Source organism: Alcaligenes phenolicus (assembly GCF_032063905.1).
In the GTDB taxonomy this organism is placed as follows: Bacteria; Pseudomonadota; Gammaproteobacteria; order Burkholderiales; family Burkholderiaceae_B; genus Alcaligenes; species Alcaligenes phenolicus.
Genome location: NZ_DAMBOE010000002.1, coordinates 598,960 through 625,628 on the forward strand (window position 1 = coordinate 598,960; position 26,669 = coordinate 625,628).

Annotated in this window: 27 protein-coding genes; 11 read left to right on the forward strand and 16 right to left on the reverse strand. The window is 58.2% G+C overall.

Going from position 1 to position 26,669, the window contains the following annotated elements; all coding sequences use genetic code 11:
* Positions 1-116 precede the first annotated feature (116 nt).
* The 7 genes from U2949_RS06140 to U2949_RS06170 form a co-directional block, all read right to left on the reverse strand.
* Positions 117-674 carry a methylated-DNA--[protein]-cysteine S-methyltransferase gene (locus U2949_RS06140; RefSeq protein WP_321286679.1) on the reverse strand — a complete coding sequence of 186 codons (558 nt, stop codon included), beginning with the start codon at positions 672-674 and terminating at the stop codon, positions 117-119.
* 988 nt (positions 675-1,662) lie between these two features.
* Positions 1,663-2,568, reverse strand: coding sequence for a dihydrodipicolinate synthase family protein (locus U2949_RS06145; RefSeq protein ID WP_021447062.1), 906 nt, complete (start codon positions 2,566-2,568; stop codon positions 1,663-1,665).
* A gap of 14 nt (positions 2,569-2,582) precedes the next feature.
* On the reverse strand, positions 2,583-3,251 hold the full coding sequence (locus U2949_RS06150) for an amino acid ABC transporter permease (RefSeq protein ID WP_026484059.1): 669 nt from the start codon (positions 3,249-3,251) through the stop codon (positions 2,583-2,585).
* A 12-nt stretch (positions 3,252-3,263) separates the two neighbouring features.
* Positions 3,264-3,935, reverse strand: coding sequence for an amino acid ABC transporter permease (locus U2949_RS06155; protein ID WP_026484058.1), 672 nt, complete (start codon positions 3,933-3,935; stop codon positions 3,264-3,266).
* Between the two features lie 8 nt (positions 3,936-3,943).
* Positions 3,944-4,675 (reverse strand): amino acid ABC transporter ATP-binding protein, encoded by a 732-nt coding sequence (locus U2949_RS06160; RefSeq protein WP_009462730.1) that lies wholly within the window; start codon positions 4,673-4,675, stop codon positions 3,944-3,946.
* Between the two features lie 87 nt (positions 4,676-4,762).
* Positions 4,763-5,701: a substrate-binding periplasmic protein gene (locus U2949_RS06165; protein ID WP_321286683.1), complete on the reverse strand. Its 939-nt coding sequence runs from the start codon at positions 5,699-5,701 to the stop codon at positions 4,763-4,765.
* A gap of 253 nt (positions 5,702-5,954) precedes the next feature.
* A complete protein-coding gene (locus U2949_RS06170) occupies positions 5,955-6,863 on the reverse strand; it encodes a LysR family transcriptional regulator (protein WP_009462734.1) in 909 nt (302 codons plus the stop codon).
* A 150-nt stretch (positions 6,864-7,013) separates the two neighbouring features.
* Between U2949_RS06170 and U2949_RS06175 the strand changes: the two genes are divergently transcribed.
* The 9 genes from U2949_RS06175 (at position 7,014) to U2949_RS06215 (ending at position 16,024) form a co-directional block, all read left to right on the forward strand.
* Positions 7,014-8,027 carry an ABC transporter substrate-binding protein gene (locus tag U2949_RS06175; RefSeq protein WP_009462736.1) on the forward strand — a complete coding sequence of 338 codons (1,014 nt, stop codon included), beginning with the start codon at positions 7,014-7,016 and terminating at the stop codon, positions 8,025-8,027.
* A 67-nt stretch (positions 8,028-8,094) separates the two neighbouring features.
* Positions 8,095-8,856, forward strand: coding sequence for an ABC transporter ATP-binding protein (locus tag U2949_RS06180; protein WP_045930687.1), 762 nt, complete (start codon positions 8,095-8,097; stop codon positions 8,854-8,856).
* Entirely contained in the window at positions 8,856-9,674 is an 819-nt protein-coding gene (locus U2949_RS06185; RefSeq protein WP_021447064.1) for an ABC transporter permease, read from the forward strand. Before U2949_RS06180 ends, U2949_RS06185 begins: the two co-directional genes overlap by 1 nt.
* A 2-nt stretch (positions 9,675-9,676) precedes the next feature.
* On the forward strand, positions 9,677-11,185 hold the full coding sequence (locus U2949_RS06190; RefSeq protein WP_257724123.1) for an amidohydrolase family protein: 1,509 nt from the start codon (positions 9,677-9,679) through the stop codon (positions 11,183-11,185).
* Between the two features lie 122 nt (positions 11,186-11,307).
* Complete coding sequence (locus U2949_RS06195) at positions 11,308-12,675, forward strand: dihydroorotase (RefSeq protein ID WP_009462747.1); 1,368 nt, start codon at positions 11,308-11,310, stop codon at positions 12,673-12,675.
* Positions 12,672-13,934, forward strand: coding sequence for a Zn-dependent hydrolase (locus tag U2949_RS06200; protein WP_321286689.1), 1,263 nt, complete (start codon positions 12,672-12,674; stop codon positions 13,932-13,934). Before U2949_RS06195 ends, U2949_RS06200 begins: the two co-directional genes overlap by 4 nt.
* A gap of 1 nt (position 13,935) precedes the next feature.
* Positions 13,936-14,574, forward strand: a complete 639-nt coding sequence (locus U2949_RS06205) for a flavin reductase family protein (protein ID WP_060186140.1) — start codon at positions 13,936-13,938, stop codon at positions 14,572-14,574.
* A gap of 7 nt (positions 14,575-14,581) precedes the next feature.
* Entirely contained in the window at positions 14,582-15,247 is a 666-nt protein-coding gene (locus U2949_RS06210) for an aspartate/glutamate racemase family protein (RefSeq protein WP_026484051.1), read from the forward strand.
* Between the two features lie 6 nt (positions 15,248-15,253).
* Positions 15,254-16,024: a 2-keto-4-pentenoate hydratase gene (locus U2949_RS06215; protein ID WP_026484050.1), complete on the forward strand. Its 771-nt coding sequence runs from the start codon at positions 15,254-15,256 to the stop codon at positions 16,022-16,024.
* Positions 16,025-16,177: 153 nt separating this feature from the next.
* Here U2949_RS06215 and U2949_RS06220 read toward each other — a convergent pair whose 3' ends face one another.
* The 4 genes from U2949_RS06220 to U2949_RS06235 all read right to left on the reverse strand — a co-directional run bounded on the left by U2949_RS06220 (position 16,178) and on the right by U2949_RS06235 (position 18,840).
* Positions 16,178-16,948, reverse strand: coding sequence for an APH(3')-II family aminoglycoside O-phosphotransferase (locus tag U2949_RS06220; RefSeq protein ID WP_321286693.1), 771 nt, complete (start codon positions 16,946-16,948; stop codon positions 16,178-16,180).
* A 78-nt stretch (positions 16,949-17,026) separates the two neighbouring features.
* Entirely contained in the window at positions 17,027-17,461 is a 435-nt protein-coding gene (locus tag U2949_RS06225; RefSeq protein ID WP_026484048.1) for an acetyltransferase, read from the reverse strand.
* A gap of 68 nt (positions 17,462-17,529) precedes the next feature.
* Positions 17,530-18,144, reverse strand: coding sequence for a GrpB family protein (locus tag U2949_RS06230; RefSeq protein ID WP_026484047.1), 615 nt, complete (start codon positions 18,142-18,144; stop codon positions 17,530-17,532).
* 108 nt (positions 18,145-18,252) lie between these two features.
* Entirely contained in the window at positions 18,253-18,840 is a 588-nt protein-coding gene (locus tag U2949_RS06235) for a TetR/AcrR family transcriptional regulator (RefSeq protein WP_257724130.1), read from the reverse strand.
* A gap of 78 nt (positions 18,841-18,918) precedes the next feature.
* Here U2949_RS06235 and U2949_RS06240 point away from each other — a divergent pair, with 78 nt between their 5' ends.
* A complete protein-coding gene (locus tag U2949_RS06240; RefSeq protein ID WP_026484045.1) occupies positions 18,919-20,022 on the forward strand; it encodes a DUF418 domain-containing protein in 1,104 nt (367 codons plus the stop codon).
* 10 nt (positions 20,023-20,032) lie between these two features.
* Here the strand turns inward: U2949_RS06240 and U2949_RS06245 are convergent, their stop codons facing one another.
* Positions 20,033-20,953, reverse strand: a complete 921-nt coding sequence (locus U2949_RS06245; RefSeq protein ID WP_026484044.1) for a LysR family transcriptional regulator — start codon at positions 20,951-20,953, stop codon at positions 20,033-20,035.
* Between the two features lie 108 nt (positions 20,954-21,061).
* Between U2949_RS06245 and U2949_RS06250 the strand changes: the two genes are divergently transcribed.
* On the forward strand, positions 21,062-21,904 hold the full coding sequence (locus U2949_RS06250; protein WP_257724131.1) for a branched-chain amino acid aminotransferase: 843 nt from the start codon (positions 21,062-21,064) through the stop codon (positions 21,902-21,904).
* Between the two features lie 94 nt (positions 21,905-21,998).
* On the opposite strand, the gene U2949_RS06255 is transcribed toward U2949_RS06250, so the two are convergent.
* The 4 genes from U2949_RS06255 to U2949_RS06270 are packed head-to-tail and all read right to left on the reverse strand — an operon-like array spanning position 21,999 to position 26,508.
* Positions 21,999-22,931, reverse strand: a complete 933-nt coding sequence (locus U2949_RS06255) for a DUF6999 family protein (protein ID WP_026484042.1) — start codon at positions 22,929-22,931, stop codon at positions 21,999-22,001.
* Between the two features lie 3 nt (positions 22,932-22,934).
* Entirely contained in the window at positions 22,935-24,845 is a 1,911-nt protein-coding gene (locus tag U2949_RS06260; RefSeq protein ID WP_321286698.1) for a beta-ketoacyl-ACP synthase III, read from the reverse strand.
* 14 nt (positions 24,846-24,859) lie between these two features.
* Positions 24,860-25,774, reverse strand: coding sequence for a fatty acid desaturase (locus U2949_RS06265; protein WP_035274980.1), 915 nt, complete (start codon positions 25,772-25,774; stop codon positions 24,860-24,862).
* The gene (locus tag U2949_RS06270; protein WP_026484040.1) at positions 25,771-26,508 is read right to left on the reverse strand and encodes a sterol desaturase family protein; all 738 of its coding nucleotides are present in this window, start codon (positions 26,506-26,508) and stop codon (positions 25,771-25,773) included. The genes U2949_RS06265 and U2949_RS06270 overlap by 4 nt, the downstream gene beginning before the upstream one ends.
* Between the last annotated feature and the right edge of the window lie 161 nt (positions 26,509-26,669).

Here is a 26,669-nt window from a genome sequence, read left to right on the forward strand (position 1 = left end):
CCACACGGAATAGTTGATTCTTAACGAATCCAGTATAGGGACGAGGACAAGCCCGGACTTGTGATTCTGTGCACGGGGGCTTGTTGATTTGGGTACGGAGTGAGCCCTGTTCTGCTTTAGAACAAATCCAGCTGGGCGGGCATGCTGGCCTGAATGTAGCCCGTGCCAGTCAAATGCACACGGCGTTCAAAGTCCAGCAAACTGGCCTTGCGATGCAAGCCGGAGCTAAAGCCGGTCAACATGCCATTGGCACCCTGCACGCGATGGCAGGGCACGATGATGCTGATGGGATTGAGGCCGCAGGCCTGGCCCACAGCCCGGACCGCCTTGGGACGGCCCAGATGTTCGGCCATCTGGCCATAGGTCCAGGTCTGACCATAGGGAATAGTCAGCAAGGCCTGCCAGACCTGTTGCTGAAACTCGGTCCCTTGCAGGCTGAAAGGCAGATCAAACTGCTGCAGCTTGCCGGCAAAATACGCGTCCAGTTGAGTCTGCACGGGCTCGGCCAAAGCAGGTTCCGGGATCAGCCCGGCCAGTTGCTCGGGTGTCAGACCATGTACGGTCTCTTCCTCGAAGTCCAGACGCAGCAAGGCTCCTTGAGCGTCCACCAGCAGACGCATCACCCCTAAAGGCGTATCAAAGCAGGCAGTACGCAGCCCGACATAGGCAAACATGGCAATCCCGATCCAAGGGCAGAATGTCTGATCATACTGCGCGGCTCCAGCCACTTCAAAAACCCTGGCAACACCCAGGCAGGCTAGAGGCCAACTCCTGGTCAAAGGCTTTTCAGCCCAAAGCCGCCTGGCCGCAGCACCTCTCGTCCTTGTACCAACTCCTTATGCGCCTGTAAAAGCGCCTGAGTGAACAAGAAAACCTAAAAGAACAAGAGACTGAGACAACAACAATCACCGTGACAAGCGCATTGGCTTTGGCGTCAAAGACGCACGACAAACTCCCGATTACGCACAACATTTTGTTGAGCGGGATATCCTGAGCAAGGTTCATGCTCCCATGAAGTGCCTGGCACTCAATAGTTAGTGCTTGGCTCCTATTTTTGCGTCCCCCCACACCCACCGCTAACTATTGAGAGCCACGATCCACACGCAAACCTCTCCCTCCTCAAGTCCCTCACACCGCGACAGCAACCCAAAGAGCCACATACCGCCAGACTCCAAGAGGAGGAAGGGCTCATATTGATAGTCATTGTGAGCCGGTCTGGGCCGGGGGCCGTCCTCTGGGCGATTCAGGCTTCTTGCCGCAGGCAGGCTTGCTATTCGGGGTACAAGCGCCCTGCTGTTTGAGCGAAATGCTTGTGCCTTGTCCTGTGGACAAGGCACTTTCGCGAGTTCAGGGCGCGCCCGAATAGCAAGCCTGACCAGGGCACCGGTGCGCAGCACCGGCAAGGAGCCAAGCCCGGAGGACGGCCCCCGGCCCGGACCGGCGTTTTCACGAGACACAATCTAAACATGCAGCCTCGTTTACGCTCCTTATTTCCTTATCTCGCCAGCTTCCTGCTTCGAACACAGCTCCGCTCTACAAAGGCCAACAAAGAAGAAGAAAAGGCGCAAGCAGAAAATAAAAAACGGATAAACAGCGAGGTAGCTCTCGATGTTTATCCGGCAATTACAACAAGTACAGCAAACACAACAAGAACAGCAAGGTTTAAACGGTTTGCACACCCGTTGCAGACAAGTCCAGACCCACACGGCGCACCACAGCCTCAAACTCGTCCCGGCTGATATGGTCCAGAGCCGTCGCCGGATCACGAGTCGCATCGCAGGCGATGATGCCACGGCGCATATAGGAATACTTGCGCAAGGCCAGCGCCACCAAAGGCTGAAACTCGTAACGGATCAGCGAACAATAACGGTCAAACACACGCGCGGCCTCTTCCTGCTCACCCTGACGGTGCAAGGCATAGACCTTGAGCAGAATCTCCGGGAAGGAAAAGCCGGTGACCACCCCATCGGCCCCCCGTTGCAGCTCTTCCAGAAAATGCATGCCACCCAGACCACTCAAGATAGGCAAGGCATCACCCGACAGACCCCGCACAGCGGTAATCTTCTGTCCGACGGGCGGGTCTTCGGAATTCAGAATGGACACACCCGCCTCTGCCTTCAAACGCACAGCCAAGGCTGGACTGATGCGGGCGGCGAACAGTTCCGGGAAGTCGTGGATGACCACCGGCAAACGAATGGCCTGCACAATCTGGCGGTAAAAGGATACCTGCATATCGTCATCAGCCCCCGCCAAGGGAGCGACAAAAATCGCATCGGCCCCCAGATCTTCAGCGCTGCGAGCCTGCTCCACCGCCGCTGCCGTTCCCATGGCCCGCACCCCCACCCACACCGGCACCGCACCGCGCACTGCCGCCACGACGGTTTCAATGACACGCCGACGCTCGAAGGTACTGAGCTTGTGCAGTTCACCCATCACCCCCAAAATCGCCAAGCCGTGAATACCGGCTTCCAGCTGGAAATTCACCAGACTGACCAGGCTTTGCAAATCCAGCTCGCCACCCGGCTTGAAGGGAGTGGGGCAAATGGAAAAGACACCTTTATTTTTCATAATTACGCTTAGGCTCAACGTGGAATAACAAATGGCTTTTGCATACGCGAAATCATGCGTACCAAGGGCCAGAGAAGAATGAAATAAATCAGCGCAGCGGCTACCAGAGGCGTCTGACTATAGGTCTCGCCCTGCACGATCTGGGCCGAACGCAGCAGTTCAGGCAAGGCCACGGCTGAGGCAATCGAGGTCTGCTTGATGGCTTCCAATGTGTTGCTGGCCAGATCCGGAATCACATTGCGCACACCTTGGGGTACAACCACATAGGCCATGGCCTGACGGGCGTTCAAGCCGGTCGAGCGCGCCGCCTCGTTCTGTCCGGGGGACACCGACTCCAGCCCGGCACGGAAAATCTCCGCGAAGTAACCACTGCTGTTCAAAACCAGCGCCAGCACCGTGGCGGAAAACTCATTCAGAGGCAGGCCCAGGAACGGCAGGCCGTAGTAAATAAAGATCAGCAGCACCAAAGGTGGGAAGGCACGGAAGAAATCCACGTACAGCAGGATCAGCCTGTTCAGCCAGCGATGCTGCTGGTAATGCAGGCAAGCAATGATCAAACCCAGCAAGGCCGCCAGCGGCACGATGATGAGGGAGAGCTTGACCGTCAGCCACAGGCCCTGCATCAGCAGCGGCCAGCTGGCGGCAATAATCTTCGGGTTCAGAAAAGTATCGATCAGTTCCATAGCGCGTCACTCCTACGACTTGATCGCATAGCGCCGTTCCAGCACCCTGGTCAGATGGACAAAGGGGAAGAAAATCAGGCAGAACAAAATGGCCCCGGCCGTAAAGGCGGTGGGGTTGGCGATGTTGGACTGGATATTGCTGGACACATTAAGCAGCTCAGGCACGGCAATCACCGAACCCAAGGTGGTGCCTTTGGTAATCCCGATAGCGCGATTGGTCAGTGGTGGGATCGCCAGGCGCACGGCTTGCGGCAGGATGATGGCAAACAGCGTCTGACTGAAACCCATGCCGGTGGAGCGGCCCGCTTCCCACTGCCCCGTAGGCACTGAAGCAATGCCGGACCAGAAGATTTCTTCTGCAAAGGCAGACAACACCAGGCTCAAGGCCAGCACCGTAGCGGGTACGGGCTCAATCACAATCCCCAGGGACGGCAAAGCGAAGAACACCAGCACAATAATGACCAGCTGCGGAATCGCACGGAACACGTCCACATACAAGGTCATCAAGATATTGACGGGACGCCAGCCGTAGCAGCGCAACACGGCCAGACCCAGGCCCAGGACAGTGCCCAGAACCACGGTCATCACGGCCATTTGCAGCGTGACCCAAAAGCCCTGCATGATCTCGGGCAAATAGGGGCTGATCAGCGTCCAGTTAAAGAAGTAATAAATTATCTGATCCATGGCCAGCCTCAGTTCATGCGGCTCAGAAAATCCTGAATACGCTTGTGACGCGGCTTACACAGAATCTCATCGGGACTGCCCTGATCCAGAATCACGCCCTGGTCCATGAACACAATGCGGTCCCCTACTTCGCGGGCAAACTGCATTTCGTGCGTGACAATCACCATGGTCATGCCCGCATCGCGGGTGCGTTTCATCACGTTCAGCACTTCACCGACCAGCTCCGGGTCCAGACCCGAGGTAGGCTCGTCAAACAGCATGACTTTGGGCTCCAGCGCCAGCGCGCGGGCAATGCCCACCCGCTGCTGCTGGCCGCCGGACAACTGGCTGGGATAGTGTTCGATACGCTGGGCCAGACCCACCTGTTCCAGATGATGGCGGGCCTGCTCTTCGGCCTGCGCCTTGGGCACTTTTTTCACCTTGCGCAGCGCCAGCATCACATTGCCTAGCGCCGTCATATGCGGGTACAGGTGTATGCCCTGAAACACCATGCCTATGTTCTGGCGCACCTGGTTCAGGTCGGTGCGCGGACAGGTCACATCACTGCCAGCCACCACAATCGTGCCGCTGGTAGGGGTTTCCAGACGGTTGATGCAGCGCAGACAGGTACTTTTGCCCGAGCCCGAGCCGCCAATCATCACGACAACTTCGCCGGTGTTGACGCTCAGGTCTATGCCTTTAAGAATTTCGGCCTGCCCAAACGATTTGCGCAAGCCCTGGATGCGGACAATTTCACTCATGGTCGCTCCTTGACCGCCTGCCAGTCGGGCAGGCGGGGACCGGCCCCTGCAGGGCCATATAGCTAGAGAAACAGCGCGAAGGCGCTTTTAAGGACGGGAGCAGTCGGGGGTGTGCTCGGTGGGCTCGTAGCCAGGGAAGTCGGGCACGCCATAGCCGGGGAAAATCACCGTCATGGCTGTACCAGCATTGGGTTCCGTACCAAACCACTTCACATGCAGCTTGGACAGGGAGCCGTCCTGCTTCATGCATTCCAGCACCTCATCCACGCGATTACGCAGGGCCGTGTCGTCCTTGCGGAAGGCAAAGGCGTAGTTAGCCTCGGTGGTCATGTCGTAGACCGGGGCCAGTGCGGGGGTTTGGGTGGCGATATAGCGTGCCAAGGGAGTCTCGGACATATTGGCAAAGGCGCGACCAATAGCCACGGCCTGCACGGCATCCGTGTTCTTGTTGAAGCGCTGGATCTTGTAGCCGTATTTTTCCTGATTGTCCTGCAACCAGCGGTCCGAGAAGCTGCCGTTATTGACGGCAATAGTCTTGCCTTTCAGGTCTTCCAGTGCATTGACGGTCGCGCCCTTTTTAGCCAGAAAGCTCAGGCCGCCCGCCATATACGGCTCGGCAAACAGCATTTGCTCCGCACGTTCACGTGTGGTGTTGGTGGGAGCCGCCACCATGTCGTAGCGACTGGAAAACAAGCCCGCAAAAATAGCGGAAAACGGGGTGTCGATGACCTCCGCCCCCTCGTAACCCATGCGTCGGGCCACTTCCTGGGTCAGATCATTGGAAAAGCCATCCAGCTTGCCATCGGTGCCGCGCATGAAAAACGGAACCAGGCCCACGTCTGCAGCCACCTTGAACATCTTGCCCTGATTGGGGTTGACCGCATGAGCGGGCAGGCTCAAGGCCACGCCGGCAGCCAATGTGGCCAGCATCAAGCCAGCTTTGCTGCTGACACGTCCCCAGCGAAACAGGGTGTTTTTGCGGGATACAGCCGCAGCCAACGGGGCGATTGTGTATACGCCTTGCATAAGGTCTCCTTGCCATCCATTTTCTGTTTGTAGTGCTTTAATTCTAGGATTGGCAAAACCTTGATGTCATATGCTTTTTTATTAACCCTTCATAACACAGGGTTAAGCAAATACCCGTACCCCTTATACGCGGCGCAATACGCGAACACGCACATTTCCCGACAGCTTCCCGTGATAAGGGTAAGTCCCCCCCTGGAGAGGCCGCCAAGCGAAGGCGCAGCGTGGGGGGATGGTTTATTTATGGATGAATCACTCAGGCCCAGCCTGCCCGCATGCCTCGGGAGGCTGTGGAAATCACCACTTCCATGAAGTCGTGCGCCAACTGCGACACCGGTACCACATTGGAATGCAGCATGTGCAAAGGCATGGTGGTACGCGGATTAATGGGGCGTACCACCACATCCGGCCAGACCCGGCCTGCCACGGCCAGCTCGTCCACAATTGCAATCCCGGCTCCAGCCTGCACCATGGCACAGGCAATATGCGTCAAACGCACTTCTACCGCCAGTTGCGGCACACCCGGACGGTTACCAAATAACTGCTGCACCATCTGGCCATAAGGGGTGTCATTGCCATAACCAATCAGGTCCAGTCCTTCCAGATCGCTGGCGTCCAGCTCCTGCTTGTCGGCCAGCGGATGGCTGGCTGGCAACACCGCCACCAGATGGTTTTCATAAATGGATTGGGCATGCAAGCTGGGATGCGTCAGCGGCACGATAGCCACACCGACCTCGGCCTGCTGGGTGACCAAAGCCTGTACCAGATCACTGGAAATCAGCGTGCGCACATACACCTTCACGTCCGGGAATGCCTGGCGAAAACGCGTCACCGCCATGGGGATCAAGGTCTGGCCCAGACTGGGGCTGACGGCAATGTGCAAGCTGCCGTGGCGCTTTTCGATCAGGTCGGTGGCCACCTCGTTTACCCGCTGCACGCTGTTATGAACCTGCTCCACTTCCTGATAGAGCCGACGCGCCTCGGGCGTGGGGTACAGACGCCCCTTGATGCGCTCGAACAGCACCAGACCAATACGCGATTCGGTATAGGACAGCAGGCGGCTGATGGCTGGTTGCGACACGTTCAGCAATTGCGCCGCCTTGCTGATGGAACCGGTCAGCATGATCGCGCGAAAAACCTCGATTTGACGAAGATTGAGCAGCATCCCTTAACGTAGCCTTATGTTTCGAGCACAAATAAGCATAAGACATTTTGATTTGCCTATGTTTCAATTTTTTCAAGCTGCCATCCCGGCGCGCCTTGATCGCAACGGGCTTACAGAGCGGCTTCATAACTACGACACGGAGACAAAATCATGCAAACCCTGCTTGCTCGCACCCTGGCGGTGCTGGGCTTGGGACTGGCCGCCGCTGCGCCCGCCGCCCACGCCGCTGACAACGTTCATCTCATGCTGGACTTCATCCCCACCGGCGACTATGCCCCGTATTACTCCGGCATTGCCAACGGGATTTACGAAAAACACGGCATCAACCTGAAGATTACCCGTGGCACCGGTTCGGGTGACACGGTTCTGAAAGTGGCTGGCGGCGCGGCCGATATTGGCTTGGCCGATATTTCCGCCATCCTGACCTCGCGTCAGAACAGCCAGACTCCCATCAAGGCCATTGCTTCCACCTTCTCGCACTCGGCCCATTCCCTGTTTGTGCGCAAAGACTCGGGCATTACCGATTTCTCCGGCCTGGAAGGCAAGAAAATTGCCGTCTCGCCCGGTAACAGCCACAAGCTTTACTTCCCCATGGTGGCGCGCAAGGCCAACACCGATCCCGACAAGATTCAGTGGGTGACCGTTGACGGCTCCTCCATGGCACCGCTGCTGATCAACGGCAAAGTGGACGCCGCTCCTTTCCTGGCCACCAACTACTACTACCAGAACAAGCAGGCCAAGCGTTTTGGCAAGGAAATCGTGGTGCTGCCCTTTAGCGACCAGGGCTTCAACATCTACGCCCTGTCCGTATTCGCCACCGACAAGACACTGACCGAGCGCCCACAAATGGTGCAGAACTTCCTGGACGCCACCATCGAAGCCTGGGAAGCCGCCCGCAAGGACCCGGACACGGCTTGTCAGGCCCACGTAAAGGCCAATCCGGAAATCGACCTTGATGACTGCATGGGCAACCTGAACGCGGTGCTGGGCTACATCTACACCGATTTCAGTGCCGAGCACGGAGTAGGCAGTCTGGAAGAAGGCCGCATGAAAAACACCTACGAGGCCGTTGCAGAAGCCCAAAGCCTGGATCCCGCCTGGGACTATCACCAAGCCTACGACACCCAGTTCATCGTCAAGGCCAACGGCACGGCCAAGCCCTGAGCTGAACTGATTTTCGCGCGTGCTCCGGCTTGGCCCAGGCGGGCCGGCGCGCGCCTAGGAGCGCATTGTGATACGCATTCAAGACGTCAACCTGATCTACGGTCGTAATACCGAGCGAGAGACTCAGGCGCTGAAACAAATCAATCTGGACATCCAGGACAACGAAATCATTGCCATTGTCGGCGCTTCGGGCTGTGGGAAATCCACGCTGCTACGCCTGATTGCAGGCTTGCTGATGCCCACAAGCGGCACCGTCAGCATTGATGATGAAATCGTTGCCCACCCCCGCCAGGACACCGGCATTGTGTTCCAGGCCCCGACCCTGGTGCCCTGGGCCAATATTCTGGACAACACCCTCTTGCCATCGAGCATCATGGGTCGCCTGGACGATCAGGCCCGCAGCCGCGCCACGCGCCTGCTCACTACCGCCGGGCTGGGCAATTTTCTGCACCACCACCCCAAGCAATTGTCCGGTGGGATGCAACAACGCGTAGCCATTTGCCGCGCCCTGGTCCACAACCCCAAAGTCGTGCTGATGGATGAACCCTTCGGCGCCCTGGACGCGCTGACACGTGAAACCATGACGCTGGAGCTGCTGCGCCTTTGGTACGAAGACCCCAAAACCATTGTCTTTGTGACGCACTCAATTTCCGAAGCCGTCATGCTGGGCCACCGCATTGTGGTCATGTCGCCGCGCCCCGGCCAGATTACCGAAATTCTGGACGTGAACCTGCCCCGCGAACGCGACTTTTCCCTGGTGGGCACGCCCGAATTTACGCGCTGTGCCGCTGCCGTCCGTGAACTCATTTTCCAACACGAGGTGGCTTGATGAGCGAGCAAACTCAAACCCTGGGCGCCGCGCCCGTGCGCAAGCGACGACTGCGCCTGCGCGATTTCAATGAAATTACCGTCCCGGCCATCACCCTGATTGCCGTGGTCATCCTGTGGGAGCTGGCCAGCCGCCTGTTTGATATCCCTGAATACCTGGTGCCTGCCCCCTCGCGCATCTGGGCCGATTCCATGCAAATGAAAGAGGCCATGCTGATGCACACGCTGGTGTCCACGCGCACCATCATGCTGGGCTTTTTGCTGTCGATTGTGATCAGCTTTCCGCTGGCCGTACTGATTACCTACTCGCGCTTTTTCGAGCAGGCCATCTACCCGCTGCTGATCCTGACCCAGTCCATCCCCAAGGTGGCCCTGGCTCCAATTCTGGTCATTATCTTTGGACCCACTGAGCTGCCACGCGTCGTGGTGACTTTTCTGGTGGCCTTCTTCCCGCTGGTGATCTCCATGACCTCCGGCCTGCTGGCGGCCCCGCCCGAGCTGATCGAGCTGGTCCGTGCCTGCCGCGCCACCCGATTGCAAGAGTTTTTCCGCATTCGCCTGCCCTTTGCCGTGCCTTTTATTTTCTCGGGCCTGAAAGTGGCCATCACCTTGTCCGTCGTGGGCGCGGTGGTGGGTGAGTTTGTGGCAGCCGACCAAGGTCTGGGCTACTTGATCACCACCTCTACGGCTTTCTTCAAGACACCGGTTGCCTTTGGCGCCATGGCGATCTTGTCCGTGCTGGGCATTGTGTTCTTCCAGGTGATTTCTGCCGCCGAACGCATCCTGTTCCCTTGGGCAATCAAGGACAATCGGAGCTGATCATGACATCAAGTTATACCGTCATCCGTGGGGGCCTGGTGCTGGCCCACGCCCAAGCCAAGGCCGAACCTCTGGACATTCTGATCAAGAATGGCGAGATCGAAGCCATGGGCCCGCCCGGCCTGCCCGCGCCGTCTGAAGCCACGGTGGTGCAAGCGGATGACCAATTGCTGCACCCCGGCCTGATCAACGCCCACACCCACGGCCACGGCACCTATGCCAAGGCCATGGGGGATCGCTGGTCGCTGGAGCTTTTATTAACAGCTGGCCCCTGGATCAATGGCGACCGCCATCTGGAAGACAAATACCTGAGTACCCAGCTGAACGCAGCCGAAATGCTGCTTAAAGGCTGTACAGCCAGCTACGACCTGTACTCCGAAGTGCCCGTGCCCACAGCCGAAGGCATGAATGCCGTCGCCCAGGCCTATGTGGATGCCGGTATGCGAGCCACGGTAGCGCCCATGATGGCAGACCTGTCTTTCTACCAATCCGTCCCCGGCCTGATCGAAGCCCTGCCGGAGGATCTGCAAAAGTTTGTGGCCCAACTGGCACCGCAGTCGTTCCGGGCCACGCTATCAGGCCTGACGGACTTTCTGGACCAGCAGCGCAACCCCGAGCGCATTCGCGTGGCACTGGCCCCGACCATTCCCATGTTGTGTTCGGACGAGTTCCTGCAAACCTGCGGTGAAATCAGCGCGGAGCGCAATATCGGCTTGCACAGCCACGTCGGCGAATCCTATGTGCAAGCCCTGACCGGCATGAAACGCTATGGCACCACCATCGTTCAGCATCTGGACAAGCTGGGCCTGATCTCGCCCCGTTTCACCCTGGCACACGCCATCTGGCTGGACGAGCGCGATCTGGACATTCTGGCGGTGCGCGGAGCCATGGTGGCCCACAACCCCGGCAGCAATATGCGTTTAGGTAATGGGATTGCCGACGTGAACTCCATGCTGGAACGCGGTATTACCGTGGGTCTGGGCACGGACGGCTCAAACAGCGGCGATAACCAGAATATGTACGAAGCCATGCGTCTCGCCTCCTTCTCGTCCAAGGTACGCGGCCCGGATACCGAGCGTTGGGTCACCACCGAACAAGCGCTATACGCGGCCACCGAAGGCAGCGCCCGCTGTCTGGGCATGGGCGAACAGTTGGGGCGACTGGAGCCGGGTCGCAAGGCCGACATCGTGTTTCTGGATCTGGCCCATATCAACTGGATTCCACATAACAACACGGTCAATCAACTGGTGCATCTGGAAGACGGCTTGGCACTACGCCATGTAATGGTCGACGGCCAGTTTGCCGTGCGCGACCGACAGTTAACACAAGTGAATATGCCTCGCCTGCGCCAGCAAGTGGAGCAGGCCCAGGAACGCATCACACGCAATACCTACGACAAGCGCCACATCACGGAAAAACTGGCCAAAGCCGTAGGTTCGTTCTGCCTGTGCCTGGGCCACGACCGCTATCACGTGCAGCGCTGGGCGCACTCCAAGCAAGACTTAACATGACGTTATGTTTTACCGATAAATAGGCATACGACATTCATGACTGGATTTGCTTCAATCATGGAAACGAACACGATTGCGGGCACGCGAGATGCGCGGGTCCGAGCCATCCAAGGAGGAAGATAATGAGCGACTTTGATCTGGTAGTACGAGGAAATATTGTTGAACGCGACCGCATCATCACTGATGGCTGGGTTGCCGTGCGTGAAGGCCGAGTAGCAGCCCGCGGTGTTGGCGCGGCTCCTTCGGCCCGTGAGCATGTGGATGCGCGTGGCATGTGGGTGATGCCCGGCGTGCTGGACGGCCAGGTGCACTCCGGCAGCCAGGCCAATCAGGAAGGGCTGGGCTGGGCCTCGCGCGCTGCCGCCGCCGGTGGCGTGACCACCATGGTGGAAATGCCGTACGACGATCCCGAACCCGTCGCTTCCCGCCCGCAGCTGGAAGACAAGATTGCCCGCATTGAAAGCGATTGCCACGTAGACGTGGCCTGCTACGGCACATTAAACGACCAGCACGGTCTGGAAGCAGCCGCTGGCCTGATTGAAGGCGGCGTTTGCGGTTTCAAATTCTCTACCTTTGAAGCCAGCCCCAACCGCTTTCCGCGCGTGGAAGAAGACATCCTGATGGAAGCCTTCCGCCTGATTGCCCCCTCCGGCCTGGCCTGCGGTGTGCACAACCAGGATCAGGAGCTGACACGCAAGAACATCAAGCGCATGGTCGAAGCCGGTGATACAGGCTGGGACGCTTTCCTTCGCGCTCACACCCCTTTGATCGAAAACCTGGCTACCAGCGCCATTTATGAAATTGGTGCCCAGACCGGTGCCCGTGCCCACGCTGTGCACGTGTCCCTGTCGCGCGGTTTTGAGATCTGCAATATGTACCGTCAGGCAGGTCACAAAGCGTCGATTGAAACCTGCGTGCAGTACCTGATGCTGAACCACGAAGAACACACCCGCCGCTTCGGTGCCAAGACCAAGCACTACCCTCCCATTCGCCCCAAGGCGGAAATGGATCTGCTCTGGACCCACATTGCCAACGACGAATGTACCTTCGTGTCCTCCGACCACGTCAGCTGGGGCCTGGAGCGCAAGCAGTTTGACAATGTGTTCCAGAACTCCTCTGGTGGTCCTGGTCTGGAAACCCTGCTGCCTGCCTTCTGGACCGGCTGCGCCGAGCATGGCATTTCCCCCACCATGGTCGTCAAGCAATTGTGCTGGGGTCCTGCCCAACACTTCCTGCTGGAACACCGCAAGGGTTCGCTGAATGTGGGCGCAGACGCCGATATCGTGATCGTCAAGCCCGAAACCTACCGTTTCGACCCGTCCACCAGCCTGTCTGCCGTCACCTGGAGTTCCTTCGAGGACCGCGAGTTCCAAGTGCGTGTGGAAGCCACTTATGTGCGCGGCCAACTGGCCTGGGATGGCAAAACCGTGCGTAACGCAGCGGGCGACGGTCAGTTCATCCGTCCGCACAAGGCAGGCGAATTGTCATGAGCCTGGCCATGCCCTTGTTGAATCAGGAGCGCCTGTGGCGCAGCACCCAGGAGCTGGCCGCGTTCACGCTGCCCGACCAGCCCTGGACCCGCCGCGCCTTCTCCGATCTGTTTCTGCAATCGCGTCAGTGGTTGCTGAAGCAGTTCGAAGAAGCGGGCCTGACCGTACGCATGGATGCCGCGGGCAATCTGATTGGTCGCCGCGAAGGGCGCAAGCCCGGACTGGCACCGATTACGACTGGCTCGCACTGCGACACCGTGATGTATGGCGGACGCTACGACGGCATCATCGGCGTGCTGGCCGGACTGGAAGTGGCCCGCTGCCTGAATGAGCAGAACATCCAGCTGGACCATCCTTTTGAAGTAGTGGATTTTCTGTCTGAGGAGCCCAGCGACTATGGCGTGTCCTGCGTAGGCAGCCGCGCCATGGGCGGGGTCTTGTCCGAAGCCATGCTGGCCGAACGCAATCCACAGGGCGAAACACTGGCGCAGGGCATTGCCCGCATCGGTGGCCGCCCCCAGGAGCTGGCCCAGGCTCGTCGCGCCCCCGGTGATACCGCTGCCTTTGTCGAGTTGCATATCGAACAAGGGCCGGTGCTGGAATCGCGCAATCTGCCCATTGGCGTGGTCAGCAATATCGTGGGCATTTGCCGCCATCGCATCATCATCACAGGTCGTCCGGACCATGCCGGCACCACACCCATGGACATACGTCGTGATGCCCTGGTCGGTGCCAGCCTGATCATCAGTGAAGTGGACCGCAAGGCCCGCCTTGCGCTGGGTGGGCCAGACTATCTGGTCGCCACCATTGGCAACCTGAACCTGACACCCAACGCTTCCAATGCTGTACCCGGAAGGGTGGAGATGATGGTGGAGGTACGCAGCGACCGCCAGGAGCTGATGCAGAACTTCACCGAGGAACTGTTGGCCCAGTTGCGCCCGGAAATCGAGGCCATGGGCCTGGGTCTGGACGCGGCGCAAGTTAGCCTGGCCAAACCCACAGACTGCACGCCCGAGGTGATGAGCATCATCGAGCAGGCTGCCAGCGCTTTGGGATACCCGAGCATGGTCATGCCTAGCGGCGCCGGTCATGATGCGGTCTACATGGCACCCAGCGGCCCCATGGGCATGATCTTCATTCCCTGCCTGAATGGTCGCAGCCATTGCCCTGAAGAATCCATTACGTCCGAGCAGCTTCTGGACGGTACGCGGGTTCTGTATCAGACCGTTGTCATGTTGGACCAGAGCCTGGAGAGCTGACATGGACTGGTCCTGTGATCAGCTTGGCGAACGCGAACGCTACCGCTTGTTGGTCAACACCGTGTTGCCGCGCCCCATTGCCCTGGTCACGACCTGTGACCAGCAGGGGCGCGTGAACACGGCCCCTTTCAGTTTTTTCAATGTGATGGGCTCGGAGCCTGCCGTACTGGCACTGGGCCTGGAAAACGATGCGCACTCTGCCGATGGCCTGAAGGACACCACCCGCAATATTCTGGCCACCGGTCAGTTTGTGGTGAACCTGATCAGCGCCAAGATGGCACGCGCCATGAATATCTGCGGCATTGCGTACCCGACCGGGCAGGCCGAACATCTGCAAGCGGGCCTGGATCTGGCCCCCAGCGTGCAAGTGCAGCCGCCCCGTATCGCCCAATGCCCAGTGCAGTTTGAATGCCGCTTGCACACCGCGCTGGACCTGGGCCCGCTACGCCATATCGTCATTGGCGAAATCCTGCATTTGCACTGCGACGACGCCATCCTGACGCCGGAAGGGCGCATTGATATCGATGCTTACGACCCAATCGGACGCATGCATGGTTCTGACTGGTATGTCGGACTGCAAGGCCGCTTTCAGTCAGAAAAACTAAGCCACCAAAACGGGCTACCGCCCACCCAAACATAAAAACATCATGAACCGTCGCCCTCATATCTACGTTCTGAACCCCAATTCCAGCCAGATCGTAACGGATGGCCTGGACCGTGCTGTCCGGCCTCTACGTCTGGCCGATGGCCCGGCCATCTCCTGCCTGCGCCTGCCCCAAGGCCCGGCGGGTGTACAAAGCCAAACCGATATTGACACCCTGATCCCTCACTTGCGCGCCCAGGCCCTGAGCGTCAAGGAAGACGCCGCTGCTTATGTGGTGGCCTGCTTTAGCGACCCCGGCCTGTACACCTTGCGCGAAGCGGTGGATGTGCCTGTATTGGGCATTGCCGAAACCGGCGTGCTGACCGCCTTGTCACTGGGTCAGCGTTTTGGGGTGCTGTCCATTTTGCAAGCCTCCATCCCGCGTCACCTGCGCTACTTTGGTGCAATGGGGGTAACTGATCGCCTGGCCGCCGACCTGGCTATCAATATGGGCGTGTCGGAGCTGGCTGACGAGAAAAAAGCCCTGCAACGTCTGACAGAAGTCGGCCAGCGCCTGCGCGATGAGCACGGTGCTGATGTGGTGGTGCTGGGTTGTGCTGGCATGGCCAATCAGCGCGAGGCGCTGGAACAAGCTTTGGGCATTGCCGTTGTGGAGCCCACGCAGGCCACCGTTGCGGTTGCCTTGGGTCGTTGCTTATTAGGCTGGTAAGCCTTGATGAACGCCCCTCTGCAACCAGGCTGTCTCGCAACGGCCCAACGTCTGCTCCAGGCTCGCCAAGAACACCGTCCCATTGAGGACTGGCCCGAGGCACTGCGCCCTATGTCTTTTGATCAGGCCTATCGTGTCCAGGCCGTGCAAATGGAAACTCTGGGCCCCATAGGAGGCTGGAAAGTCGGCGCGGCCAATAGCGTGGCCCCGCCTACCTGCGCCCCCCTGCCCCGGCGTTTTCGTTACGCCAGCCCGGATGTACCTGCCGGTGTGGACCTGTCCTTGCGCGGCATAGAAGTGGAAATCGGCCTGGTTCTGGGACAGGACTTGCCACCCGGTCAGGCACCGTATTCCATGGAACACATCTGGCAGGCGGTCAGCCAGATCTGTGTAGCCGTAGAAATTGTGGAGTCCCGCTTTGCGCAGCGTGACACCGTAGGCCGTCTGTCCACCCTGGCCGATCTGGCTAGCCACGGTGCGCTGGTCTATCAGCCGCAAGGCGTCGCCGCGCAGGATATGGCACTGTTACAACCTGAATGGGCACGCCTGCAAGTGGGGCAGCAACCCTTGCTGCAAGGCCCGAACCAGAATCCGGCGGGTGAGCTGACACGACTGCTCATCTGGCTGGCTAATCAAGGCAGCCACCATCTTGGCGGGCTGCAAAAAGGGCAGATCATCATTACGGGCACCTGTTTGCCCATGCTGTATGCCGCTCCCGGCGACCGGATTCAGGCTGCCATTCAGGGGATCGGCGAGCTGAACTTTATCTGCGCCTAAGATCACATTGCCAGCGTCCGAAACGGCGCTGGTTTTGCCCGACAGAGCTTCTCCTCAGGCTGCACAAGCTCTGCACTGCTGCTCTAGGGAATACCGCGTGCAAAGCCGATTTGCCAATAGTGGCTGACCTTGGGAGACAAAGACCAGTCGGGTTTAAAAAAACTCATCCAACAGGCAGAAGAAAGCGATGCGCTCGGCATCCATTTCCACGCCGTACAAAGCAAAGAAAGGCGCTAGCCACTCCTTACCCAAATTGCGTTCTATGCTGCGCGCCGTCAGCGCCAGATCCTGATAACGATCCGCCACGCCCAGGCGTCCGCAGTCGATAAAGCCACTGAACTGCCCTTGATGCACCATGAAGTTGGGCAAGCAAGCATCTCCATGGGTAACCACCAGATCCTCCTGCATGGGGCGGCTGGCATACAGCTCGTCCAGCAGGCTTTGAACCGGCATGCCCTGGCGTTCATCGTCAAAATCTTCTTCATCAATCAGGCCCGCTTTCGCCCGTGCGCTGGCATCAGCCAAACGGTGCTCCAGGCGATGATCGAAGGGACAAGATTCAAGTGGCAAGCGGTGCAGGCTTTGCAAGGACGAAGCCAATAACTCCACCGTTTGCTGGGGAGACAGGCCTTCTGTACAGGCCAGATCACGCCCTGGCACGGCACTCATCAGAAGCCAATGGCGGCCATCTGCGACCAGCGTATCCAGCACTTCGGGACAAGGCAGACCTTGCGCGTGCATCCAGCGCAGGCGCTCGATTTCATCGGGCAGTTCGGCCAAGGGCAGATCATCCTCTGCCTTCACAAACTGACAGGAGCCATCGGGCCAATCCAGACGCCAGACATCGGCTCCGGACTCTCCTATGGTTTGACGTTGCACCTTGGCGGCGGCCAGTCGGGTCTGCCAGGCAGCAGGAAAACTCATACTCAACAACCTTGCTAAAAACAGTCGCTAAAAACAGGGAGCGGGGATCACACCCAGGGAATCAAACAGCGATGCCAATCAGGCCTGATATTGCAGATGAATCAGCGGATAAGGCTTGCCCTGATCATCCACAGGCGAGTGGCCAATACGCTTGAAGCCCATTTTTTCGTAAAAGCCCACAGCTTGCCCATTCTGTTCATTCACATCGGTGGTCATGGTGGGATGCAGGCTCAAGCCGTGCAGCACCAAAGCCTTGCCCACACCCGTGCCCCGGCTGTCCGGGTCCACAAACAAGGCCTGCATATGGCCTTCATCAATCAGCATGAACGCCAGCGGGTAATCCGTCTCGTCCACCGCCAGCCACAAACTGGCCTGAGGCAGAAAACCGCAGGCCAGTTCATCAATTTCCTGACGATCCTGAGCGGATAAAAAGTCGTGCGTGGCATCAACGGCCTTGCGCCAGATTTCAACAACACGTTGCCCGTCCTCCGGGCGCGAATGGCGAATATTCATCCTCTTTCCCTTTCAGGGGTTCATCTGGTTTTCAGCGGGAGGATCACCCCCGAGAAAACATCTCAGGGTTACAGCAGACCTTGGGACTCGAAGATTTTCCGGTAGATATCCCGAACCACAGCCTGCTTTCTCTGGTTGTAGTCCCGCACCGTTTCAGCCCCTTCTATAGCCTGCATTTTGGCCTCGGCGTACCGCTGCAAATCCTCGGGATGCGTGCCCAGCCAATCCCGAAACAGGATATGGCGAATATGCTCGGGACAATCCGGGCCAAACACATGCAGGTTCACGCGCGGCTCTTCCTGACGCAGCATACGGTGCTGATACCAGGAACGCTCGCGTATGCTCAGCTCGTAGCCCAAGGCCTGCAAGGCAGGCACATAGTCCTCTTCCTGTTCCGGGTCCGCCACCAGCACATCAATATCAATCACAGGCTTGGCAGGCAGGCCCACCACGGCGGTCGACCCTACGTGCGCAATGGTCACGGCCTTGTTACCCAGGGTTCCCAGAATGTCCTGGCTCAAACGCTGATACAGCACAGGCCAGTTCGCATCGTAAGCCTGAACCTCGATCAGCTCTGCTTTGGGTTGGCCTGCCACCCAAGGATTCTCATTGGGATCGCCATCCTCGAAGGTGGTGATGTTTTCCATTGCCCGTACAGACACGTTTTTGTTCTGATTATTCAAACAACTTCTCCTTGATACGACGGACCTTGTACCCTCAGCCTTGTGAGCCGGGCAGATCCATCGTTATTCGTCAGGGCTATCCACCCACCAGCCACGCACTGTCTCTGCCTAGCCTGCACTGCCCGCCAGAATCGGCCGGGTCTCCAGGAAAAATAAATGCCGCAAATGTTGTTCAGCTTGCTCCGAACTCAAATCGGTAAAATCCGTCAGCAACATATTGGCCAGGCCGTCATACAAGGCAGACAGCCGTAACGCGATGCCTTCGGGGTCGGGTGCCTGCCACAGCCCTTGCTCGGCCCCTCGTCTCAGATAAGAGGCCAGTTGCTCCAGCATTCGGCTGTGTACCCGTGTAATCACCATCGCCAAGGCGGCATCGGTTTTGGCCAGATCGGTAGCATCAATCCACAAGAACCAGTAAATGCGATTGTTCTGCTCAAAGGCTGTGCTCAGGTAGCTTTCCATCAAGACCTGCGGCTCTTGCGAGCCTTGTGCTTCCTGATCGAGCAACTGGTCAAAGATCTCGCCCCAGGCCTCGGCCCGCAATTCGGACCAGCGAAAGTAATGGTTTAAAAGTCCACGGCCCACACCAGCCCGTTCGGTCACCATACGAGTGGTGGCGGCACGTACCCCCACTTCCAGCAGGATCTCCACAGCGGCCTGTCGAATTCGTGTGGCACTGTCTTCTTTTTCACTCATCCCCTTCCCTCCCTATTGACACATTGAGCAAGCGCTCAATATTATGGCATTGAACAAGCGCTCAATCAATAAACATCCATGTCTTCAGCCACTCGCAACTCCTCCATCGACCTGATTCGCACCGCTGCCCTGATCGGTATTTGTGTAGTGAACCTGCCCTATCTGGCACTGACCGACAGTGACCCGACAGCCACGTCCCCCGCCTATGACCACATGGCGGCCTTCCTGATCGAATTTCTGTTTCAGGGCAAATTCTTTCTGCTGTTCTCGCTGATTTTTGGCTGGGGCATAGAAATCCAGGCACGTTCCGCTGAACGTGCTGGCGTCCCCCTGAGCAGTCGTTATTTCCGCCGCATGCTCGGCCTGGCCGTGCTGGGTTGCCTGCACGCGACGCTGGTTTTTACCGGCGACATCTTGCTGCTTTACTCCGTGCTGGGTGTGCTGATCTGGCCGCTGCGCAAACTGGCTCCACGCGGGCTGATCAAGGTGGCCTTGTTGATGGTGCTGGTGGAAATTGTCAGTCTGGCACTGATCGCTTATTTGCTGGCGGATGCCGAAGACATGGCCCCGGTGTACTCACTGGGTGGCGCCTTCACCGAAGCAACACTGGCACGCATCAACGAGTGGCCGGAGTCCTTTTTCTTCCTGTTTCTTTACCAGGGTCCGCTGGCCTTTGGAGCCATGTTGATGGGCTTGGCCGCGGCCAAAAGCAACTTTTTTGAAGCCCATAGCCCTGGACAACAAAAGCTGGGCCGCGCCCTGCCCTGGCTCTTGCCACTGGCTCTGGTCATCAACCTCTTTAGCGCCAGCGTGTCCAACGAAGAGAATCTGATGGGCTTGATAGGCCTTTTCAGCATCGCAATCGGCGCGCCCTTGTTGTCCACGGTGTATCTGTACCTGCTGCTGCGTTGCGGACAATGGTTCAACCTGCCCAATGTGCTGATTGAAGCGGGCCGCAATTCGCTTAGTGCTTATGTCAGCCAAGGTATTCTGGCTGGTCTGATTTTCAGCAGCTATGGCCTGGACCTGTTTGATTCCTTTGGCAATGCGGCATTGCTAGTCATCGCCATTGGCCTGGCTCTGCTGGCCATGAGCCTGACAGGTCTGATCGCCCAGCGCTGGGGACGAGGCCCCTTGGAGGCGGTGTTACGACGTATCACCTATAGGTCCAAACGAAACTAAAACAGTTGTGTTAACGCTGCTCGAACAAATCGGAAATAGCCGTACGCAGCCAACGCACGCCTTCATCCTGCCGACTGCGCTCATGCCAATGCACGCGCACATCAAAGCTGGGTAAAGCCAGCGGCGTAGGCACGATGCGCAAGGCGGCGGGGTCCTGAAAAGACAGCACCGCTACATTGGGCACGGTCAGCAAATAATTGCTGTTGACCAGAATCTGCTCGGCGGCCAGATAGTGGGGAATGATCAGGCTGATATTGCGCCGCATATCCAGCGCACGCAGGGCATTTTCCACCAGAGAATGCCCGCTGCTGGTGGCATCAATGGCCAGATGATCAGCCGCCACAAAGGCTTCCAGATCCAGCTCGTTTTTGGCCAGCGGATGGCCCTTGCGCATGGCAGTCACATAACGCTCATGACGAAACACGCGCGAATGCACCCGCCCTTTAATCATGGGCAAGGAGCCAATCGCCAGATCAATCTCGCCCGAACTCAAGCCGCTTTCCAGCGCTTCCCAGCCCAGATTCTTGATGACCAGACGAATACCCGGCGCGTGTTTGGCGACAAAATTATTCAGCCCCGGCAGAAAAACCAGCTGGCCGATATCCGTCATATGAACTTTGAAAATGCGCGTAGACTGAGCAGGGTTGAAGCCCTGGGTTTGCGTCAAGGCAATGCCCACTTCTTCCAGCAAAGGTTGCAGCTTTTCGCGCAGCGCAATGGCGATCTGCGTGGGCGCGACGCCATAGCGCGCCCGTACAAACAAAGGGTCGCCCAAAGCCTGTCGCCAACGCTGCACCATCAAGGAAATAGCCGACTGGCTGATCCCGATGCGCAGCGCCGCCTGACTCAGATTCTGGCACTCACAGATCAGGCAGAAAGCATGCAGCTCGGCCAGCGTCCAGTTATATGTTTTGTAAATATCAGATAGCACGCTGACACCACCTCAAGTCGTTTTTTGCTCTCTATTATGTGTATTGGAAATAGTACAACGGCAAGATAAATTGCCACTACGTCCCAACAAAATTAGGAGGAAAGCCCCATGAGTAAAAATGAAATCACCTGGTCCAACGGTCAATGGAGCAGCACCAGCGCACCCCTGATTGGCGCGACGGACCATGCTTTCTGGATGGCCACCACTGTCTTTGATGGTGCCCGTTCTATTCAGGGCCATACTCCGGATCTGGACTTGCACTGTGAGCGCCTGAACCGTTCTGCCGTCACCCTGGGCATGGAGCCGGTGATGACGCCGCAGCAAACCGTGGACCTGGTGCGCGAGGGCCTGAAAAAGCTGTCCCACAGCACGGATTACTACATCAAGCTCCTGTATTTCGCGCCCGGCGGTTTCATCCAGCCCGATCCAGCCACCAGCCAATTAGCCATTCATATTTTTGAATCCCCCATGCCGGACGACAGCGGCTTTAGCGCCACTTTCAGTGAATTCCTGCGCCCGGACCCCTCCATGGCACCTACCGATGCCAAGGCTTCCTGCCTGTACCCCAATACCCAGCGCATCTTGCGCGAGGCCAGTGCACGCGGTTTTGACAACGCCATCGTGCTGGACTCCAAAGGCAAGATCGCCGAATTTGCTGTTGCCAATCTGTGGATTGTGCGGGACGGCGTAGTGCTGACACCCGAGCTGAACGGCACCTTTCTGAACGGCATTACCCGCCGACGTGTCATGCAACTGCTGCGTGACGATGGCATTGAAGTGCGTGAAGCCAGCCTGACACCACAAGACGTGCTGGATGCGGACGAAGTCTTCAGTACCGGCAACTACGGCAAGGTTCTGCACTGCAATCGCATTGACGATCGCCATTACGCGCGCGGCCCGATTGAAACCCGTGCCCACGAGCTGTACATGGCCTACACCAAGCGCAACTAAGTCTCGCAACATTGCCAGAAGGCGATCAGCATGACTGGATGTGGGCCGTATGCCCAATAGAAAAACGGCTCATTATTGAGCCGTTTTTTCTACCTCACACTTCAGGCGACGCTGCGCTATTGTCTTGCGCCAGGTCTGGCGCTTGCCCGCTATCCTGCTGCGCTTGCGCCTGCTTCATCTGATTTAGCAAGCTATGCAGCATCTCTGTCGACAGACCGTGCAGCACCAAGCGGTAGCCTGCTCGCAAGGTCGACATGGGCACCAAGGGATGACCATTGTTCACCAGAATCAAATGCTCGGGTGCCTGCAAAATCTTGGCCGCGTAAATCCCGATGGTCTCGTCCAGCTGCAGGGAATTGGCCGCACGCCAGAAGTCGTTATCAGTCAGCAGCAACTGGTACAGGGGCGTGAACAGTTCGATGGCGCTTTGCAGGTCCATCTTGTTCAGCGGACCTTGCGGCATATCGTCCAGCGCCAAAGGCACAGGCTGAATCATGGAGAAATCCACGCGTTCCGGCGGGCCGATTTCCTGATTATTGTCCCGCAAGGTCTGATTGAGCCGGATCACGAAATTGAACAGATTCAAATCGTGCTTCACAAAGGTGTGATCGCGCAATTCGTCGATGTTCATGGGGGTGAGCGGCGTGGTCGGCACCTTGGTGGGTGAATTGGCCGCGATAAAGGCCAGCACCTGTGATCCCAAATGGAAGTGACGCAGAATCAGCCAGTTGGCCTGGGGCGAGACAAAGCGCTTCAGCCCCCACACCAGAATGCGATGCAGCAGGCCCGAATGTGACCATTTGCGCGGCAAAAAGGTTTTAACGACCTGAATCACAATAATCATCAGGCGCGCCAATGGCCGCAGGAATGGCAGCAGGTACTGGCGCGACGACGAACTGGAGTCGGCTAGCCAGGCCTGCTTCACTTCATCAGGCAGGGGTGTGCTGCGATCCAGATACAGGGCCCGCCACGGATTGGGGTCCTGCGGGTCATGCGGCTTGCTTAAGAAATCCGGGATTTGATCCATGACTTAAAACTCTTTCGCGTATTGGAACTGCATCAGGTACAGAGCGGCGGTACGACGTGCGGTTTCAATAATAATCTGCTCGGCGCGGCCTGTTTCATCGCAATCCAGAGCCAGCTCCACCGCCACCAGCCAACGGGCCAGATGATGCTCGTCGTTCATGCCGTGATAATGCAGGAATCGGTACATATTCGGTTCCAGCGACAGCGAGGACTTCAGCAGGGGTAACAAGGCCGGCACGATGCGCTGACCTGTGCCTTCGATAATATAAATCGCACCCAGCAAGCCAATCGGGTCCTGGCTAGCCGCCAGCGCATGCAGATACGAGTTCAAGGCCTGACCGCCGGGATTACGGCTCAGTTGCTCAATATCGGTCGCGGTGCCACCGGCGTGTTGATAGTCCTCAAACAGGATCTTGAAGTCGTCCTGTTCTTCGCCGGCGTGCAAACGAATCAGCTCGGCCAACGGAGCATAGGTGGGCGACAGGGAATCGCACGCTTCGCGCATCCACTTGGCGCCTTCACGTACCTGGGGAATCCAGTCCGCCATCCACTTTTGATAATCCTGCATGCGGATCGAACCGTCGTGCAGGCTGCGCAACAAGGGGGTACGCCACACTTGGGAGCGATAGTCGTGCCAGATCGGGGCCAATTGCGTCAGCAGATCGCGCAAACCTTGCGGAGCGGTGGCCGGGTCATGCGGCGGGGCAATATCCACCTGATCCACCGAGGCCGGAGCCGACTGTTTGGCAGACGGGTAAGACACAGCCGGGGCCGGTGCATCGCAGGCTTCCACTTCCAGCAGCATGTAGGCCGTCATGAAGCGGCCAGACTCGGGCACGTAGCACAGGATTTGCTCGCCGGGCGTCAAGGTCCGGTCGCGCATGAACTCGGCCAGCATGATCAGAATGGACGCTGCGCCCGTATTGCCGCGCCAGCGCAGATTGCTGTACCAGCGCTCGGCAGGAATGCCCAGCCCAGCCTGTTCCAGCAAATCTGCCACCACGGGGATGAATTTTTCGGAGGAGTAATGGCACAGGAAATGGCTGATGCGCTCGGGGTCCACCCAGCCATCGCGCACCAGTTTTACGTATTCGTGTATGCCGATGTCGAACAGATGCGGCAGCAGGCGAATGTCCTGGCGCAGGGACAAGGCACCGTCTTGCTCGGCCTCGGCCCAGGAGTCGTAATCCAGATGGCTGCGGGTGGAATCACGCGTTGCTCCCAGCTGCATGCAAACCGGGTAATCACCCGAGAAGGATTTTTGATGAATCCAGCGCAGGCGCAGGCGGACGCCGGGCTGCGTTGTGGGCAGAACCTGATCTTGATGGCTCAACAAGGCCGCGCCCGCACCATCGGACAACATCCAGCGCAGGAAGTGTGAGTCAAAGTCCGCCTGATAGCCTTGCGAGGCAAAGCGCGATCGGCGGAACAAGCGCGATGGCATTTCACTGGCCACGGCCATACCGTGACGGTGCGCACCCAGCTCGATCCCCTGGGCAACGGCCTGCAAGGCGGTCACGCCAGCGGCGCAAATTCCGTGGACCGAATGCACCTCCAGTGGAGGTGCGGCCAACTCACCTTGAATGGCATTGGCAAAGCCGGGCATCAACAAATCCCCGCCCGAGGAGCCGCTGGCCAGCAAACTCACGTCAGCCATGCTTAAACCCGCCTGCTCCAGGCACGCACGCACGGCATTAGCGGCCATGGCCGTATTGCTCCAGCGCGTGCTGCCATCTTCACCAATGGCGTAGTAGCGCTGCTGAATACCGTTCTCGGCCAGAATGCGCTGCTTGATGCGTCCCGAAATACGATTCAAGGGGGCAATAAAATTATCCATTGCGGTGTTATCGACCGGCTCGCCGGGCATAAACCACTGGGCCTGATGGATAACAACGTGCTCAAAGGCCACGGGCATAGAAATACTCCTGATTACACGGAATCACGCCGACGCTCCGTCTGGCCCACGGCGTTCAAGGATTGACTGCGGTAGCGGGGCATGAACAGGCCCAGCACAAAAACACGCAGCATATAAGGCACCAGCCCCCCTTCGTTCAAGGCGTCCGGGGTGCGGGCTCGGTATTCGGTGTCGTGCAGCCGGGTCAGCTCGGACCAGTGCGTACGCGAATGCTCATGGTGAGCCACATGCAGGCCGATATTAAAGAGCAAGGGATTGACCAGACCCTCGAAATTGCGGGCATAGGCCAGTTGCTCGCCATGACGACCCTCATGACTGCCATCGGCATGGGCATGTTGTAGATAATTCGTGGTCAGCAGCCAGTGCAAACCGTGCAGCTGCGGCAGGATCACGTACAAAAAGCCTTTTACTGGGTCCAGCGTCAGGGCCAGCGCCCAGCTTCCCAGCCACACGCCGTACTGCGCCATGCAATAGGCCCAGACGCCAGGCCAATGACGGCGCAGGCTGCCCAGCCAGCCAAAAATTGTGGGGTACAGCGCAGGCACGGCCTCAAAGGGGTGCATCAGCCAGCCCAGCGTGTCGTTGGTGTCGCCCCGCCAGAAGCGGTAGGTGCGGGCCACATCTTTTTCACCATGTTTATAGCGGTGATGATTGCGCCCGTGCGCAGGCCAGAACACGCAAGCGGGATGGCCTTGTACCAGGGTCAGCCAGAAGTCCGTCAAGCGATTGGGGAGACGCCCCCGCCACATGCGCAGATGATGATGGTTGTGGTTGATGACGCCAACGCCCAGCGTCAGGAACAGCAGCAAGCCATACAGAATCCAGGAGAAACCGCCCCGCCACAGCGCGACCACCAGCACAGGGTAGGCAATCAGGTACAGCAGGCTTTGCCAATCGCGCGGCTGACGCAAACGCCACGCAGCGCTCATCCCCGCGCCTCCTCGGGGCGATCGGGCAAGCGGGTGCCAAACAGGCGATCCATAAAGCTGAATTGAAAACCGTAATTGCCGTTGTACTGCGCGTGATGGCGTTGGTGACGACGGCTGGCCGCCAGCCAATGGCGGCTGGAGACATGGGGGAAAAAGTCGTAATTGGAGTGGCCGATACTGTTGAAAAACAGGCTGAACAAGGGCACGGACAAAAGCGACCAGAAACTGAAGTCATGCACGACCATGGGCAGCAAAATCACATTGCCCAGCATGATCGACTCCAGCGGGTGGAAACTGTAGGTGGAGAACGGCGTCACCACAACGGAAGAATGGTGCGGGCCGTGATAACGGCGCAACCAGCGGGTATGCAAGAGACGGTGATTGATCCAGAAATGCACGTCGTTCCAGATCACCAGAGCCAGAATTTCCAGAACAATGCGGGTCGCGCTGGCATCAGGCGTCAAATGCGCCCAGCCTAGCTGCAAAAAGCCCCAGGGAAAAATCATGCCAGTGCCAAAAATCAGAATGGCCGTGCCGGATTGCTTCAGTTCCCGGCGCAGTTGGCCAGGACGCAAAGGGCGCGTGTCCAGGGGGCGTCCCCAACCCAAGGCAGGTAAAAGCCAATGTGTCAGCGCCAAGGTGCCCAGTGCAAACAGCACGTAAATGCCGCCGAAGAACAATAAGCCCACGCCCATTACCTGCCAGACGCTCAAGGCCTGAAAAGCCTGCCCCATTCCACTCTCTACGTAACAAAGTGCGCTAATGCTAGCGCGGTCAGGAAGATTACGTTTGTTAATTTGGTTACTAATTGCTCACATTCGTCCAGCCCGCCCAAGCAATACAGTTTTGCAATAGCGGGGGCTAATCATAGCGGGGTTTCGCCCCTATCCTTGAA